The sequence below is a fragment of the Acinetobacter legionensis genome, assembly GCF_048551735.1.
Taxonomy (GTDB): domain Bacteria; phylum Pseudomonadota; class Gammaproteobacteria; order Pseudomonadales; family Moraxellaceae; genus Acinetobacter.
On record NZ_JBIMBV010000023.1, the window covers coordinates 51,223 to 68,290 of the forward strand.

Below are 17,068 nucleotides of genomic sequence, written 5' to 3' on the forward strand. Positions count from 1 at the left end.
TCCTAAAATCACTAAATGCACTTATCCAATCTGCTGGATAGGCAATTGCATACGGATGCAAGTCCCTTGATTATTTTTGGCTGAGGATGCGCTAATTTTACCCATATGCGCACCAATAATTGCTTTGACGATCGTTAAACCTAATCCTGTGCCATACTGCCCACGGTCCCCTCGTTCCATAGTATAGAACATATCAAAAATACGCTCACGTTCATCTTCTGGAATTCCTAAGCCTTGATCACTAATCGAAATTTCAAGTTCATTTTCATTCAGTTGTAGAACTTTAATACTGACCGCTTTATGTTCTGGTGAAAACTTGGCTGCATTTTCCAATACATTAAAAATCGCTTGTTCAATTAAAGCAGCATGAACAAATAGGCTGAGTGTTTGGTCAGGTAAATCAACGTCAACAAGACTATTTGGCATATAACGTTTTAAACGGCGCACCGCTGAACCAATCAATTCATCGACACCAATCCAGTCTCGTTTAAGCGTTAAACCTTCATGCCCTAAGCGTGTCATATCTAACAAATTTTGAATATAGCGATCGAGTCGCTCACCTTCTAAATGGATGGCTTCTAACAAACTATCTTGATCTTGTTGATCCATCGAGTGACGATAATTGCTCAAAGTATCAGCCGCACCAATCATAGAGGCTAAAGGTGAGCGTAAATCATGAGAAACGGATGATAACAGTGCCGAACGTAATCTCTCGGTTTCTGAACTCACATTAGCAATTTCCAATGCTTTGGTGAGTTGGGTTCGAGAAATCGCTTGAGCAATATATTCAACCATGGTTTCAGTCAGTTGCTTCTGTTCAGTATTTAATACAGATGCGTTTTTGAGAAACTTTACGCCCACCACCCCGAAACATTGCTTTGAGGCCAATAAGGGTAAAAACCACCAATCATTTTCAGTCAATGTTTGGGTAAATCGTCCTGAAGGTTGATGGTTTTTGAACGTCCAATCTGCTGAAATTTTTTCTTTACTGTTGATAACTTCAAGCGAAGACGTTGATGATTCTGGGAAATAAAACCAGACCTCGGCCGATAAATTTTTACTTAAACTACTTTCTGCTATTTTCTGGACTTGCTCTAAATCAATCGCTGTGGACAACTTTTGACCTAAATCTTGCATAATACTGTTATAGCTATTGGCAGCTTTTAAAGCCATGACTTGCTCTTTAAGTCGTGAAGCTAAACGACTGGAAATCAATGCTGCTCCTAAAAATGCAACCACGGTAATCACGCCCTGATGTGCCGAAATCTGTAAGGTAAATTTAGGTGAAATAAAGAAAAAGTTATAAGCCAAAAAGAACAACAGCGCTGAAAATACCGCAGCCAGCATTCGTGTCCTAGATGCAACAAATACCACGGCAGTGATAAAAATTACGGAAAGCTCTTCAATCCCTAAATACTTTTCGCCTAGACTTGCAATCACAATACTGATAACAGTGGTGGCTAAAACAAAAAGTATTTCTCTAAGGTTTAGAAACGAATGCGTATCGTGGAAAAAGGGCTGCCGACTTTGTTCAGCGAGAATCGGGACAATACTTAATTCAAAATTTGGCTGGTATTTAAGTAATTGATCAACAAAATTTAAACCCAAAGGAAAGAATTGCCGATGAGATTGCGCCAATACCAAAGTTGAAATGCCTCGATCAATCACATAGTCAAAAAGCGTTTTTGCATGTTGCTGACCATAGAGTATTTCAGTCATTCCACCCAATTGACGGGTTAAGTTTAGAGCTCGTTCAATTTCTCGACTCGATAAATTATCTTGTTTTTCCGTTATTTTTGAATCTTTAGAAAAAATTACCACAGTCCAATTTGCCTGACGATTTTCTGCAATTCGACAACCAGCACGAACCAAAGCCTCCGCCTGTCCATTGCCTTCAAGCATAATTAAAATATGATTTTTCAGAGGAATGGGAACAAGCCCTTGTATGGCAAAATTTTCTCGAACATCGGTATCGACATGACTAGCAACGGTTTGCATTGCCAATTCACGTAATGCTGTAAGATTTGAACTGTTGAAAAAGCGTTGCAATGCCTGTTCAGCTTGCTCAGGGACATAAACTTTACCCTGATTTAAACGCTCAAGTAATTCATTGACAGGTAAATCAATTAATCGAATATCACGAATCCGCTCAAACACTCGATCAGGTACGGTTTCAGTCACCCGAATACCCGTAATTTGATAGACCACGTCATTTAAACTTTCTAGGTGCTGAATATTCATGGTGGTAAATACATCAATACCCGAATCCAATAGCTCATTGATATCTTGCCAACGTTTTTCATGACGACTATTTGGCATATTGCTATGCGCAAATTCATCCACTAAAACAATACTGGGTTTGCTTGCAAGTACAGCATCAAGATCCATTTCTTCAAGATAATGCCCTTGATATTCAATCGCCTTTCTTGGAATGATCACCAAACCTGAGATGAGGTTTTCAGTTTCAATGCGACCATGGGTTTCAACATAGCCAATTACAATGTTGACACCTTGCAAGGCAAGTTCATGTGCACGCACTAACATTGCAAAAGTCTTCCCCACGCCAGGTGCAGCACCTAAAAATATGGTGAGGCGCCCAGATTGATATCGCTGAGTGTGTTGCAGCAGAACATCTGCTTTATTATTTCTATAATCGGTCATCACCGTCTGCTTGTTTAATATTTATGAATCGAGGTCCAGTTGTGTCGCTGTACTGCCACTCAATAGCACAAATTCCCATTGGGAAATATCGTTGGATTGCACTTGATCCATCTATGAGCAAAAGCAAAAAGAGAGGCTGTTTGAATTCACACTAAAAATAGAATCCTAATAACCCCCTCTTTAAAATTAGGGAAATACTGTGCCCTCATCCTAGGTTCATTTCAGTTTGATGCTCTTAATCAATTCATTTTTTTACAATTTGATCCAAAGCCAAATTTAATTCAAGTACATTGACTCTGGCTTGCCCTAAAATTCCAAATGTCGGTTGTAAGCTACTTTCTTGTACTAACCTTATCACATCCTGTTCCTGCAAATGTCTTGCTTTAGCGACACGTTTCACCTGAATCATTGCAGATTGAAGACTGATTTGAGGATCAATTCCACTCCCTGAAGCTGTGACCAAATCAGCAGGAATAGCACTTTTTTCAATGTGCTCCTGCATCGCGATTTTATCTAAACGTGCATCTACAGCCTTATGCAAATCAGGATTGGTTCGTGCCATATTACTTCCCGCCATTGCCATAGGATCATAATTGGCAGCAGATGGTCTTGGTTGAAAATATTGCGCTTGCACAAAAGGTTGTGCAACCAGTTGAGAGCCTAGTACTCGATCATTTTCAACAATCAAACTCCCGTTGGCTTGTTGATCAAAAAGAATTTGCCCCAGTCCTGTTGCGGCGGCACTGTAGACAAACCCACATAGGCCCAAAGCAACGATGGTTAGTCCGAATGATGCTCGGGTTAAGCCAACAAACGCTGATTCAACCAATAGATTATTTTCAGTCTTCATTTCTATCATCCTCAAAATTTCTAAAGCGCCAATAAAGGGCTGATCATTAGATCAATCACTTTGATAGCGATAAATGGCAACAACACACCACCCACACCGTAGATCAATATATTTCGACGTAATAATTGCGTCGATGTTGAAGGCTTAAACTTCACCCCACGCAATGCAATTGGAATCAGTAATGGAATAATGATGGCATTGAAAATAAGTGCAGAAAGAATTGCACTTTCTGAACTTCCCAAGCGCATAATATTTAAGGCGCCCATTTGGGGAATGGCTGCTACAAATAAAGCAGGTAAAATTGCAAAGTATTTTGAAATGTCATTTGCCAATGAAAAGGTGGTTAATGCGCCACGCGTAATCAACTGCTGTTTACCTATCTCAACCACCGATAACAATTTAGTTGGGTCCGAATCCAAATCCACCATATTGCCAGCTTCTTTTGCTGCTTGGGTCCCAGAGTTCATAGCCAAACCAATATCAGCTTGCGCCAAAGCAGGTGCATCATTGGTTCCGTCTCCAACCATAGCGACCAGATGACCTTTATTCTGTTCATCACGAATACAATTTAACTTGTCTTCGGGTTTTGCTTCAGCAATGTAATCATCGACACCGGCTTCAGCCGCAATAGCAGCAGCGGTTAAAGGGTTATCACCTGTGACCATGACTGTTTTAATACCCATTTCACGTAAACGGGCAAATTTTTCCTTGATGCCTTGCTTAATCACATCTGAAAGTTCAATTACTCCAAGAATATTCTGATCTTTTGCCACAACTAACGGCGTAGCACCTTTTGAAGCCACTTGCTCTACACGGGTTCTCAGCTCACTATGATTCTCAAGATTCTGTGAAACAAATTTAAGAATTGCATCTAATGCCCCTTTGCGAATTTGAGGTCCATTCAGTAAATTTACCCCAGAGATTCGAGTTGCTGCATTGAATGCAATAAACTCGACTTGTTCAGGCTCAACAATATGTTCGCCTTGCTCTTTTGCCAAAACTACAATGGATTTGCCTTCTGGGGTTGGGTCTGCAAGTGAGGTCAATATTGCGGCTTGACGAAGTTCCGACTCAGTCACGCCTGTCAGTGGGAAAAATGCTGTTGCCTGACGATCACCGTAAGTGATGGTGCCTGTTTTATCGAGCAGTAATACATCCACATCACCAGCCACCTCAACGGCTTTACCCGATTTGGCAATCACATTGGCTTTTAAAGCCCGATTCATCCCCGCAATCCCGATTGCAGGCAACAACCCTCCAATCGTGGTTGGAATTAAACACACCAACAGCGCCACCAAAAGAATAGGATTGATTTCAATTTTTAAGAAATGTCCAATAAAAGGTAAACTCACCACCACTGCAATAAAAGTGACAGTCATAACAGTCAGTAAAATGCCCAGTGCGATTTCATTGGGTGTTTTCTGACGATTAGACCCCTCAACCAAAGCAATCATACGATCAAGAAAGCTGTTACCCGCTTCTGCGGTGACTTGTACCACAATACGATCGGTTAAAACTTTAGTTCCCCCAATCACACCCGACTTATCTGTACCTGCTTCACGTAATACAGGTGCTGACTCCCCTGTCACCGCAGCTTCATTAATTGTCGCAAAACCATGAATAATTTCACCATCCGCTGGAATAAGTTCTCCTGCACGGACTTCAATCAAGTCATTCATTTTTAATAAGCTTGCAGCAATTTGCACCCCATCTACATCCTCTTTAGAGCTGAGTCGACGTGCGGTCAAATTTTGACGGGCTTGTCTTAAGGAAGAAGCTTGACCACGACCTTTGGCTTCTGCAATGGCTTCAGCATAGTTAGCAAACAATACGGTGATAAATAAAATCAAAGTCACAGATAAGCCAAATATTATATTGGCTTTGCCCGCTAAAGTACTGACTAGTGTGATGATGGTGCCCAGCCAAACAATCGCCATCACCGGATTTTTAATGGCATGTTGTGGTAACAATTTAATCAAGGCATTTTTCCAGGCTTCGCCTTGGAATAAAGTTGATGATATATTTTTAGTAGAGTGTTTTTGAATAGATTGTTTTGAATGATTCATTGTCTTCACCTTAGCCTTGTACCAATAACAGCTGATCAGCAATAGGCCCTAAAACAAGGACTGGCATAAATTGTAATAAAGTCAACATCACCACAATTGCGATCAGAGTGAAGGCAAAAGTTGGGGTTTCCACTTTTAAACTACCACTGCTTTCAGGAGCTTGACGCTTTGCAGCTAAACGAGCAGCAATCATTAGCGGGATGATCAATGTTGGGAAACGTCCAAGCAGTAAAGCAATGACACAGCTAACATTCCACCACACTGTATTGTCAGCTAAACCTTCGAAACCGGAACCATTATTGGCAAAAGCCGAAACATACTCATACAAGACTTGGGAAATGGCATGATATTGCGGATTGCTATTACCTGTAAGCTCAGGGAAAAACAAAGCAATTGAGCTTAAACCCAGAATCGTAATCGGCTGAATTAAGATCACCACAGCAAGTAATTTGATTTCACCTGCTTCAATTTTGCGTCCAAATAATTCCGGCGTACGTCCTGTCATCAACCCAGCAATAAATACAGCCAAAAACAAATAGATCATAAATTGTTGTAAACCACAGCCAATCCCACCCCAGATCGCATTGATTAGCATATTTGCAAGCGCAACTAAACCAGTTAAGGGAGATGCAGAATCATGCATCATATTGACTGAACCGTTGTTGACCTGTGTAGTTAATGCTGCCCACAGCGCAGAAGATGCTTCACCAAAACGAACCTCCTTGCCTTCCATGGCATAAATTTGCATTGCTGAAGATGAAAGGCTTTCAGACCAGATTGCTGTTGTGGCGGAAATCACTGACATCAGCAACATCGAGCCAAAAACAAAGCCAGCAAATTTTGCCCGTTTGGTTAAAAATCCCAACATAAAAATCACGGCGACAGGAATAAGTAAAATCGCAATCATTTCTAAGAAATTTGAAAATGGGGTTGGATTCTCTAATGGCACACTACTGTTAGGCCCATACCAACCACCACCATTACTGCCCAATTGCTTAATCGCAACCATTGGTGCAACTGGACCAAGTGGAATTTTTTGAGTTTTTAATTCAGCGGCTTGGTCAATGACTTGAACTTCTGGGCCACCTTGAAAGGTTGATGGCACACCTTGGCTATTCAGTAATAATGACCAAATCATGCATAACGGAATTAAAAACCGAAAGGTTGGGCGAATCACGTCGGCCCAATAATTACCCACATTGATTTTTTTAACTTTATTTTCAAAGCTTAGATTTTGATCTGATTCTGATAAAGTATTTGATTGAGGATAAAACAAAGCACGTACCGTTGCCACCACCATTGCCAAACCCATCATTGGAGTAATGATTTGCAACCCAACAATTCCAACCATCTGTGATAAATATGACAGTTGTGCCTGACCTGAATAATGTTGTTGGTTGGTATTGGTCAGAAATGAAATCATGGTATGTAGTGCTAAATCCCATGACATATTGGGTGCATTATTTGGATTGAGTGGCAAACTTGCTTGGCACATAAACAGTACCCAAGTCACCAATCCAATCACAATACAACTCATCACAAAGCTGAGTGAATAGGTCTTTGCATTCATGCCCTGTTTAGGATTTGTGCCAAAAACACGATAAATTGGCTTTTCAATCCAGCTAAACACTGGATCAATTTTCATGTCTTTATTTTGCATGATACAGGCAAGATATTTCCCTAAAGGAAAAGCCAAAAGCACCACAATCACCAAGACTAAAATCAACTCTAACATGACATTCCCCCCCAACTTGAATGACTCAAATTAAAAATGTCGATATTGCAATGATTTATATGTTTTTGAAGTAAGCATAATTTTGGATGCTGTACTTGTTGATGCGCTATAAATTTAGCACTCATCTTTTTTCATCCTAAACACTGGGATATTCCACGACTCAGTATCTAAAAATTCCCCGTAAACTCTCTATTTACAGTCAGATCAGCCGCGTAAAAATTTCGTAAAATTTTGTCTTTTTTCATTTATAAACAGCCCTAAATACATTACAAAGGTTCAAATTTTAAAACGCTTGTTTATTTCATTTATGGAAAATTTTGAACTGCTTAAAGCTTTATTTTTGGGGTTAATCGAAGGTTTAACTGAATTTTTACCGATTTCCAGTACAGGTCATCTGATCTTATTTGGTCATTTAATTGATTTTCATTCAGATTCTGGACGCGTGTTTGAGGTTGTGATCCAATTGGGTGCAATCTTAGCGGTATGTTGGCTTTACCGACAAAAAATCATTGAGTTAATTCGAGGTTTTTTCTCAGGGGATGTTCAGGCTAGACGTTTCGCAATTAATGTTTTGGTTGCTTTCATTCCTGCTGTGGTGATTGGTGTGTTAGCGGTCGATTTTATTAAACAGGTTCTATTTAGTCCTTTGGTTGTAGCCTTTGCTTTAATCATTGGTGGTTTAATTATTTTTGCTGTGGAAGCGAGAAAGTTTGAACCCAAAACTATAGAAGCCACTGACATTACCTTAAAACAAGCGATTCTGGTTGGATTTGCTCAATGCCTTGCTATGATTCCAGGAACCTCACGTTCAGGCGCAACCATTATTGGCGGAATGTTGTCTGGTTTATCACGTAAAGCGGCAACTGAATTTTCTTTTTTCCTTGCGATGCCAACCATGTTAGGTGCTGCAACCTATGATTTGATTCGAAATGCAGACGTTTTAACTTCAGACAATCTCATCAATATTTCGGTGGGTTTTATTGCAGCATTTATTGCAGCATTATTAGTGGTCAAGGCTTTAGTGAAGTTTGTTGAAAAACACACCTTGAGAGTGTTCGCGTGGTATCGTGTGGTGTTGGGTATCATTTTGCTGTTGGTATTTTTATAAAATCTCATCGATGCTGAATAAGCGCTCGTTGAGAGATCTTGTTATTTTATCCTGTTGCCCTACATTTAGCGTGGGGCTTTTTTTAAGTTGTTTTTCTCATTTTTTATGTGGTTTCTTTTTTGCTTTTCTCATTAAGTGTATGAAAAGAAAATCCACAATGTACAGATCAATAATTGCATAGCTCAATGCTATATCTTAAATCTTAATTTTCATACAACTTATATCCAGTCTAAATTTATAATTTGCTTTTTTTCATCTTTTGAAAAATTCTTTAACTGGTATTTCGTCATTAAAGCCATCTTGATAACCAAAATCAATTTGGCTCTAGCTATCTTGAGCATCAGCGTCATATGAATTGTTGAAATTATTTTGATCATCGAATCTTGCAAGAAAAACATTAACATTTACACGAATATTCCGTGTAGGCATTATGCTAGAAATTGAATGTTTATATATGATTTGTTCTTGACCTACGCTGTTTCTTAACATCAATACATAGGAATCAAAAGACTCAATATATCCTTGCAATTTAATTCCATTCACAAGAAAAATAAAAACTGCAATACGTTTTTTTCGTAAAATATTTAAGAACGGATCTTGTAAAGTTTGAATATGAGACATATAAAACTCCAAAAAATTTTAAACACTTAAAAGACTGTTATTTTTAGATAAATTTTTCATTAAAAGCATCCTGCAAATTATGCTTTGTTTGACGATAATAAGGTCTCACCTCTCTTATTTATGCTTCAATTTTCAAAACAAAGTTTTATTAAAATTATCGAATAGGTGTAGCTAACCTCTCATATTTGCATGATTCATCCTCATCGTCGAAGAGTCCATTTAAGCATTGTCGTTGGATGAATTTTTGCCATCGTGGATAAGTGAACGTGCTGGTGTTGTGTATGTTCATTGGTTGAGGCTTCGACTGGGTAGTACATTACACCGCTTTATTAAACACTGCTTTTGGATTGTTTGTGTTGCATGAATATTCGTATTTTCATTGAGCGCCATTTTAGAAACATCCGCCCAAGATTGCTGAGCAACAATTGAAGTACCAACAAAGATAAACAACGTGGAACTGATGTACAAAATTGTGCGCATTTATTTCTCCGAGATTGAGAGACACTTATTAAGAGAGTAAATCGAAGAGTTGATCATCTAGATGACCTGAAAATGACATTTTTGTAATCCATATCCAACTTATGTTTTATCACGCTATTATGTTTCTAAAAGGTATTTTAGGACACTAAAATGAGAATCTTATTAATAGAAGATGAGCAAAAAACAGGTGATTACCTTAAACAAGGCTTATCTGAAGCGGGCTATATAACTGATTGGGTCACTGATGGGCTCACGGGTAAACAATATGCACTTTCTGAGGAATACGATGTCATTATAATGGATGTAATGTTACCGGGAATGGATGGATGGCATATTATTGAAGCTGTACGTAAAAGCGGGAAAAACATGCCCATTTTATTTTTGACAGCTCGGGATCAAATCGAAGATCGAGTAAAAGGTTTAGATTTGGGCGCAGATGACTATCTGGTTAAGCCATTTGCTTTTGCCGAACTCCTTGCAAGAATAAAAAGCTTACTCCGCCGAGGACAGCAAAGAGAAGACCATAACTTAATCAGTATTGCCAATCTCGAACTTGATATCAGAAAACGCCGTGTTACTCGCGCAGGACAACGAATTGATCTAACGGCAAAAGAATTTGCGCTGATGGAATTATTTATGCGTAGACGTGGAGAAATTCTGCCGAGAGCGCTGATTGCATCGCAAGTCTGGGATATGAACTTTGACAGTGACACCAATGTAGTCGAAGTCGCAATTAAACGTTTAAGAAATAAAATTGATAGTAACTTTACACCTAAACTGATTCAAAATATTCGGGGAATGGGGTATGTTCTAGAGATCGAAGATGAGGCTTAAAGTCTTCAATGCGATCAGTTTTCGAATCGCGATTCTTTTTTCTCTCTCAACGGTCACCATCTTGATCATCATGGGCTTCGTGATACTTCTTGGTGTCTCGCAGCACTTCGAAAGTGAGGATCGAGTGCTACTTGAGGGAAAAATTCAGTCTATACAAAATCTCTTAAAACAAAACCCAACCAACACATCTAAACTTAATGCCTTATTAAAAGATTCTCTTATCGGGCATGATAATCTGATTGTTCAAATTGAACGACCTGTAAATCAAATTGTATTCAATTCCGCACAAATTGTCCTCACGCCACACAGTACTACCGACCAAAATCAATGGTTAAAATGGGAAGTACAAAATAAAAACTATCGTGGGCTGGCCTATCAAAATATTTTTGAAGATGATAAAGATGCACAATCTACACAAATTATTGTTGCGATTGATACATCAGAACATATATCTTTTTTAAAAGCATTCAAACGCCAGCTATTCTATATTTGTTTAATTGGCGCACTATGTTTAATGTTTTTAGGATGGTTTGCTGTTTGGCGAGGATTACGCCCGATCAAAAAAATAGCACAAGTTGCCGAAGGGATTTCAGCCCAGCATTTATCTGAGCGTTTAGAAGTTGAGAATACTCCAACAGAATTAAAACCACTAACCATCGCCTTTAATGAAATGCTTGACCGTTTAGAGTCGGCTTTAGAAAAACTTTCAGACTTTTCATCCGATCTTGCACACGAAATTCGCACTCCAATCAACAACTTAATGACTCAAACCCAAGTATGTCTATCTCGCAGTCGTGATATAGAGGCCTATAAAGAAGTCTTATTTTCTAACTTAGAGGAATGTGAACATCTGGCAAGAGTCGTTTCAGACATGCTGTTTTTGGCTAAAGCAGAAAATGGTCTTAGTCTTAAAAACTTACAAACAATTAACTTGTATGAAGAATTTGATAAATTATTTGAATTTTATGATGCTTTCGCAGCACAAAAGAATATCACATTTCACCTTTTCGGTAATGGAAAAGTAAATGCAAATATTACTATGCTACGCCGTGCGCTCAGTAATTTAATATCTAATGCGATTAAATATGGCAAGCCAAACTCGGTCATTCAAATTAAATGCCAGCAAACAGCAGATTACAATAGTTTTTCAATTGAAAATGAAGGCCCAACCTTGTCAGCTGAACAGTTGTCTCGATTATTTGACCGTTTCTATCGAACTGATGCATCTCGACAACGCATGGAAGATGGGACAGGTCTAGGGCTTGCTATCACCAAGTCGATCCTGACACTTCATGGTGCAACTATCCAAGCTGAATCACGAGATGGCTTAGTAATTTTTACGGTTATTTTTAAAAAACAAGATCTTTCAACATGATATGTAAGAAAAAAGACTCATAAATAAAATGAAATTAGAAATAAATAAACCTTAACAACAATAAAGGGAGCAAAAACCCTCTGTTGAGTGAGAATTACATCGTGTACTTTCGCCGAACGGTGATAGCCAATATCACTTCATGATAAAACGACTATGCGTGATTATACAAAGCAAAAAACAGGTTAATTTATATGCTTGTCATTATCAGGATTAATCTAAAATGATGATTTTTGACTCACGCAAGAGGCGTAATAGATAAAACAATAATGAACTATGATTAAGAATAAAGGGTTAAAGGTGAATTATGTTCAGAAGAATATCGTCTTAGGATAGGTTTGCAAACCAAATTTATAATTGCAACAATATCTTATAAAAAATTGAACTGTTTTACTTGACCTTAACATTATGTAAGAGTTTAGGATTTAGATCATGATATAAGACTTATAGGTGTGACTTATGGAAAATAGATCAACTGATCGTGTTTCCGGTTTAAAAAGTAGTTTACAAATCAAGGGAATGAGCTGTGCTAGTTGTGTAAGTCGAATAGAAACAGCACTTAAAAAAGTCAATGGTGTAACCAATGCATCGGTTAATCTAGCCACTGAACGTGCCGATATCACCTCCAATACTCCTATCGACCGTGATGCCTTGATCAAAGCCGTTGAACATGCTGGATATGAAGTGGCTGATGTAACCACAGAGTTGTCAATTGATGGCATGACCTGCGCCTCATGTGTCAGCCGGGTTGAGAAAGCTCTTAAAAATGTACCCGGCGTAAAAGAGGCCAATGTCAATCTTGCCACTGAACGTGCCACCATTTTCGGAACAACCAATGTAGCAGCATTAATCTCAGCCGTGGATAAGGCAGGTTATGATGCGAAAGAAATTCAAACGGCTATTCCAAATCAAGCAGAACACTTAGAAAAAAAAGATCAAGAACGCGCTGAATTAAAGCGTGATCTGACACTTGCTACTATCTTTGCCTTACCTGTTTTTATATTAGAAATGGGTTCGCATCTTATTCCGGGCATGCATCATCTAATTGCTCAGACGATTGGTGTACAAAATAGTTGGTATTTACAATTTATTCTCACCACATTGGTTCTAGTAATTCCTGGACGAAGATTTTATATACATGGTTTACCTGCTTTATTACGTTTAGCACCAGATATGAACTCTTTGGTTGCAGTTGGAACATTGGCTGCTTATTTATTTTCAATTGTCGCAACATTTATACCAAACGTCTTACCTGCTGGTACAGTGAACGTTTATTATGAAGCTGCTGCTGTGATTGTGGCTTTGATCCTATTAGGTCGTTTTCTTGAAGCCAAAGCCAAAGGTCGAACGTCAGAAGCCATTCAGCGTTTAGTCAGCCTACAAGCCAAAGTTGCTCACGTTTCTCGTCACAACCAAATCATCGACATACCAATTGATGAAGTTGTTGCTGGTGACTTTATCATTGTAAAACCAGGTGAGCGTGTTCCCGTTGATGGACGAGTCATTGAAGGCAGAAGCTTTGTTGATGAATCTATGATTACTGGTGAGCCTATACCTGTTGAGAAGAACATCGACAGTGATGTAGTCGGTGGTACTATAAATCAAAATGGGACTTTAAGCTTTACCGCAGTTGCGGTCGGTGGCGAAACCATGCTCGCACAAATTATTCGTTTAGTTGAGCAAGCGCAAGGCTCCAAAATGCCAATTCAAGCTGTGGTTGATAAAATCACCTTATGGTTTGTCCCAGCAGTAATGGTGGCTGCTGTACTGACATTCTTGATCTGGTTGATTTTCGGTCCTTCTCCTGCTTTAACCTTCGCTTTAGTGAACGCGGTAGCTGTCCTTATTATTGCTTGTCCTTGTGCCATGGGTCTAGCAACGCCAACCTCGATTATGGTCGGAACAGGTCGTGGTGCAGAGTTAGGGGTATTGTTCCGTAAAGGTGAAGCATTACAGTTACTCAAAAATGCCAAAATCGTTGCGGTAGACAAAACAGGAACATTGACAGAAGGTCATCCTGTACTCACTGATTTTGAAGTTACTGAATCATTTGAACGTGATTACGTATTGAGTCGAGTTGCAGCTGTTGAATCTCTTTCAGAGCACCCAATTGCGAAAGCCATCGTAGATGCAGCAATCAAAGAAAACCTCACTTTGCCAAAAGTAGAACAATTTGATTCCGTAACTGGTATGGGGGTTTATGCTCAGATCAATGAAAATGAAGATATTCATATTGGTGCAGACCGCTATATGTTGCAACTCAATATTGATATCTTACCCTTTACCAATGCAGCTCAACGTTTGGGTGACGAAGGTAAATCACCATTATATGTTGCAATTCAAGGCAAACTCGCAGCAATTATTGCTGTTGCAGACCCTATTAAATCTACAACACCATCTGCGATTAAAGCGTTGCATCAACTCGGTCTAAAAGTGGCAATGGTTACGGGAGATAATGCGCGTACAGCACAAGCTATTGCTCAGCAATTAGGTATTGATGAAGTCATTGCCGAAGTACTCCCTCAAGGCAAAGTAAAAGCAGTTCAAACATTGAAAGCAAAATATGGCAATATTGCATTTGTCGGTGATGGTATCAATGATGCTCCTGCTTTGGCTGAAGCAGATGTGGGGCTGGCCATTGGTACAGGTACGGATGTTGCAATTGAGTCGGCGGATGTTGTGCTGATGTCAGGTAATTTGCAAGGTGTCGCTAACGCAATTGCCTTATCAAAAGCAACCATCGGCAATATTCAGCAGAATTTGTTCTGGGCGTTTGCTTACAATACCCTGCTGATTCCAGTGGCTGCTGGATTATTGTACCCTGCTTATGGCATTCTGCTTTCTCCGATATTTGCAGCAGGCGCAATGGCCTTATCCAGTGTATTTGTTTTGGCGAATGCCTTACGTTTACGTCGCTTTCAACCCGCTTCTACTTTCGAGTAGGAGCTTGTAGAGAGAAATCTTAATGAATATTGGAAAACTGTCTCAAAGTGTGGGGATATCAGCCAAAATGATTCGATATTATGAACAAATTGGTCTTATTCCTATAGTGGGTCGAAGTAATGCAGGTTACCGCTCATATACAACTCAGGATGCTGAACGCTTAAAATTCATTCGAAGTTCAAGATCGCTTGGATTTTCAGTTGCAGAAATCGCAGATCTGCTGGATTTATGGAACAATAAGAATCGACAAAGCGCAGATGTCAAACAAATGGCACTCTCACATATCGAGAAGTTAGAAATTCGGATTCAAGAACTACAGAAAATGACCAACACTTTACAAGATTTGATTAATTGTTGTGCTGGTGATGAACGACCGAATTGTCCTATTCTCGATGGATTGCAACAGCAAAAAATTGCATTAGAAGAAACCTATCATCAAAATGATTCTTTATCTTTTTCACCCCTTGCTCAACAAAAAGTAAAAAAAGATTGAATGCTTAGCTTTAACAATGACTACTCAAATAAAAAAGCGACCCATTTGGTCGCTTTTTTATCATATAGCCTTTAGCGTGGGGGATAACCCACTGCGGTTAAGTTGTCTCTTAAATCATCTTCAGTAACACTGGTTTTCACTTTGAGACTGCGACTAGGTGGATCTGCGATAACTTCCGCCTTAGTATCTAAAGACTGAATTGCTTTAGTGATACGACGCGCGCAAGCACCACAGGTCATATTTGCGATATAAAATTCCATGCTAGACTCCTACATTAAATGGTAACGCCATGATAAAAGTTTCCATAATTGTAAGGTCAAGCAATTCCGTATCTTATTTTATAGTCTATTTGGGACATTTCTTTTAGCTACAACAATTATACTCATTCCCCTGTTGCATCATATACATGTTCAGCAAAAAAATCGTTTGTATTACGCTTAATTTACAGCGGTTTAAGCTAATATTTTATATCCCTAAAGTAGTACTGCTTTGTCTAGCTATAACTAAACACATTAATCCCCCAACAGATGCAACTTTAACCAACGCCTTAGTTATCAATTTCATTCTAGACTCCTAATCAAGATTAATCCGTAGAAAGCTCCTTGCTCGAAAAGTTCGAGCTGTAGGTTGATTATCTGTTGCAACGATAGGTCAATGTTAAACTAAGCTTACAATCATAATATTTATTGAAATGCTGTTTGAAATATTCAATTGCAAACGTGCATTTGCATCTAAACAGGCTATATGTTTGAAATTTACTGGCTAAGCAAATACACAACTTGGAATCACAAAGCTGCTATTAAAATGGGCTATGCAGACAAATACATAATTGTCTGCATAGCTATTCATTGACCAAAACATACCCACTACACAGATAATTATTTACTCATATGAAATCAACACATTTTTATGATAAATCCGAATTAAAATTTTAATTTATCTTGAGTTATCACTGATCTCAAAGTTACATCATCATTAGCTTTACAGACTGTAGAAACACCTATTGTTATAAGGCTTTGTCATGTATTTGTACCCTCATTGAGTACTTTTCAGTAGAATAATTATTACCCTCAACAGTTAAAATTTAAGAATCAGGATCTGAGATTTCTATACCCGCATTTGTTGTAGCAGATGCATTACCAACATCACCATTTACTGCCAAGCATTTACTGTTTGTACTTACTATTCAACCAATGAATGCAAAAGAAATACCGCTAGATATATGTAAAGCATCACAATCAAGCAATTAAATATTGAATGATATAGCTGTTAATTTTTCAATATCAGTCGCTAAACTCGTTGTACAGTGCGGATTTAAATCAATAACTTGATCCTCATTATCAACACTTAGCCTATAAGCTACATTGAGTAATGTCATGTTGAAAGTAACGTATTCCGCCATTAATAATCACAATAAAAAATCTAATTTTCATCGCAAGACCGTCATAAAAAGTTATGATTTATGTTAACTTCAATACATCTTTCTAATTTAATCATTTATAAAAATAAATAGTTACGATGAATCAATTTTAATTTCATAAATCATCAAGAATAAAATTCAACCACATTAAAATAAAAAAAATAGTAAGATCATTCAAATAAATAAATTACTTCACCCCATCACAAAAACCATCAATATTTCAAACTACTTTTGAATCACATTAATCAATAAAAATAAATTATAAAATTTAAGAAACCCCAAAAACAATTTAAAAAATAAAAAAATTTTTACAATATTTAGATTACATTTCACACTTCCACAACCATTTAAATAATTCATGTTAAAATGAAAGATTTACTAAAAACCTCGGCGAATTCAAACATGAGGTGCGACAGTTTGAAAAGTCTTATGATAATCAACAAGCTGAGCAAATTTCTCTAATGGTGTAAGCCAATCTAACGCTT

Annotated in this window: 11 protein-coding genes and 1 pseudogene; 5 read left to right on the top strand and 7 right to left on the bottom strand. The window is 38.2% G+C overall.

Annotated features, from left to right (window positions below; all coding sequences use genetic code 11):
* Positions 1 to 21: 21 nt before the first annotated feature.
* From ACG9ZL_RS18065 to kdpA, 4 genes are all read right to left on the bottom strand, one after another.
* Positions 22 to 2,661: an ATP-binding protein gene (locus ACG9ZL_RS18065; protein ID WP_419361031.1), complete on the bottom strand. Its 2,640-nt coding sequence runs from the start codon at positions 2,659 to 2,661 to the stop codon at positions 22 to 24.
* 244 nt (positions 2,662 to 2,905) lie between these two features.
* Positions 2,906 to 3,511 (bottom strand): potassium-transporting ATPase subunit KdpC, encoded by a 606-nt coding sequence (gene kdpC / locus ACG9ZL_RS18070; RefSeq protein ID WP_336953934.1) that lies wholly within the window; start codon positions 3,509 to 3,511, stop codon positions 2,906 to 2,908.
* 20 nt (positions 3,512 to 3,531) lie between these two features.
* Entirely contained in the window at positions 3,532 to 5,577 is a 2,046-nt protein-coding gene (gene kdpB / locus ACG9ZL_RS18075) for a potassium-transporting ATPase subunit KdpB (protein WP_419361032.1), read from the bottom strand.
* A gap of 10 nt (positions 5,578 to 5,587) precedes the next feature.
* Complete coding sequence (gene kdpA / locus ACG9ZL_RS18080; protein ID WP_336953936.1) at positions 5,588 to 7,312, bottom strand: potassium-transporting ATPase subunit KdpA; 1,725 nt, start codon at positions 7,310 to 7,312, stop codon at positions 5,588 to 5,590.
* Positions 7,313 to 7,619: 307 nt separating this feature from the next.
* On the opposite strand from kdpA, the gene ACG9ZL_RS18085 reads away from it, so the two are divergent.
* Complete coding sequence (locus ACG9ZL_RS18085) at positions 7,620 to 8,420, top strand: undecaprenyl-diphosphate phosphatase (protein WP_419361035.1); 801 nt, start codon at positions 7,620 to 7,622, stop codon at positions 8,418 to 8,420.
* 408 nt (positions 8,421 to 8,828) lie between these two features.
* Here ACG9ZL_RS18085 and hfq read toward each other — a convergent pair.
* Positions 8,829 to 9,041: pseudogene (gene hfq / locus ACG9ZL_RS18090) on the bottom strand (RNA chaperone Hfq); the annotation flags it as partial.
* Positions 9,042 to 9,326: 285 nt separating this feature from the next.
* Positions 9,327 to 9,521, bottom strand: coding sequence for a hypothetical protein (locus ACG9ZL_RS18095; RefSeq protein WP_336953938.1), 195 nt, complete (start codon positions 9,519 to 9,521; stop codon positions 9,327 to 9,329).
* Positions 9,522 to 9,671: 150 nt separating this feature from the next.
* Between ACG9ZL_RS18095 and ACG9ZL_RS18100 the strand changes: the two genes are divergently transcribed.
* The 4 genes from ACG9ZL_RS18100 to cueR all read left to right on the top strand — a co-directional run bounded on the left by ACG9ZL_RS18100 (position 9,672) and on the right by cueR (position 15,163).
* Positions 9,672 to 10,355: a heavy metal response regulator transcription factor gene (locus ACG9ZL_RS18100; RefSeq protein WP_336953939.1), complete on the top strand. Its 684-nt coding sequence runs from the start codon at positions 9,672 to 9,674 to the stop codon at positions 10,353 to 10,355.
* Positions 10,345 to 11,730: a heavy metal sensor histidine kinase gene (locus ACG9ZL_RS18105; RefSeq protein ID WP_336953940.1), complete on the top strand. Its 1,386-nt coding sequence runs from the start codon at positions 10,345 to 10,347 to the stop codon at positions 11,728 to 11,730. The genes ACG9ZL_RS18100 and ACG9ZL_RS18105 overlap by 11 nt, the downstream gene beginning before the upstream one ends.
* Before the next feature lie 456 nt (positions 11,731 to 12,186).
* On the top strand, positions 12,187 to 14,670 hold the full coding sequence (locus ACG9ZL_RS18110; RefSeq protein WP_419361038.1) for a heavy metal translocating P-type ATPase: 2,484 nt from the start codon (positions 12,187 to 12,189) through the stop codon (positions 14,668 to 14,670).
* 22 nt (positions 14,671 to 14,692) lie between these two features.
* Positions 14,693 to 15,163 carry a Cu(I)-responsive transcriptional regulator gene (cueR, locus tag ACG9ZL_RS18115; protein WP_336953942.1) on the top strand — a complete coding sequence of 157 codons (471 nt, stop codon included), beginning with the start codon at positions 14,693 to 14,695 and terminating at the stop codon, positions 15,161 to 15,163.
* Positions 15,164 to 15,234: 71 nt separating this feature from the next.
* On the opposite strand, the gene ACG9ZL_RS18120 is transcribed toward cueR, so the two are convergent.
* Entirely contained in the window at positions 15,235 to 15,423 is a 189-nt protein-coding gene (locus ACG9ZL_RS18120) for a heavy-metal-associated domain-containing protein (protein ID WP_336953943.1), read from the bottom strand.
* Positions 15,424 to 17,068: the final 1,645 nt, after the last annotated feature.

Excerpts from the sequence above, each read along its gene's own strand:
- ACG9ZL_RS18065 (WP_419361031.1), bottom strand. The coding sequence starts at position 2,661 with ATGACCGATTATAGAAATAATAAAGCAGATGTTCTGCTGCAACACACT.
- kdpC (WP_336953934.1), bottom strand. The coding sequence starts at position 3,511 with ATGAAGACTGAAAATAATCTATTGGTTGAATCAGCGTTTGTTGGCTTA.
- kdpB (WP_419361032.1), bottom strand. The coding sequence starts at position 5,577 with ATGAATCATTCAAAACAATCTATTCAAAAACACTCTACTAAAAATATA.
- kdpA (WP_336953936.1), bottom strand. The coding sequence starts at position 7,312 with ATGTTAGAGTTGATTTTAGTCTTGGTGATTGTGGTGCTTTTGGCTTTT.
- ACG9ZL_RS18085 (WP_419361035.1), top strand. The coding sequence starts at position 7,620 with ATGGAAAATTTTGAACTGCTTAAAGCTTTATTTTTGGGGTTAATCGAA.
- ACG9ZL_RS18095 (WP_336953938.1), bottom strand. The coding sequence starts at position 9,521 with ATGCGCACAATTTTGTACATCAGTTCCACGTTGTTTATCTTTGTTGGT.
- ACG9ZL_RS18100 (WP_336953939.1), top strand. The coding sequence starts at position 9,672 with ATGAGAATCTTATTAATAGAAGATGAGCAAAAAACAGGTGATTACCTT.
- ACG9ZL_RS18105 (WP_336953940.1), top strand. The coding sequence starts at position 10,345 with ATGAGGCTTAAAGTCTTCAATGCGATCAGTTTTCGAATCGCGATTCTT.
- ACG9ZL_RS18110 (WP_419361038.1), top strand. The coding sequence starts at position 12,187 with ATGGAAAATAGATCAACTGATCGTGTTTCCGGTTTAAAAAGTAGTTTA.
- cueR (WP_336953942.1), top strand. The coding sequence starts at position 14,693 with ATGAATATTGGAAAACTGTCTCAAAGTGTGGGGATATCAGCCAAAATG.
- ACG9ZL_RS18120 (WP_336953943.1), bottom strand. The coding sequence starts at position 15,423 with ATGGAATTTTATATCGCAAATATGACCTGTGGTGCTTGCGCGCGTCGT.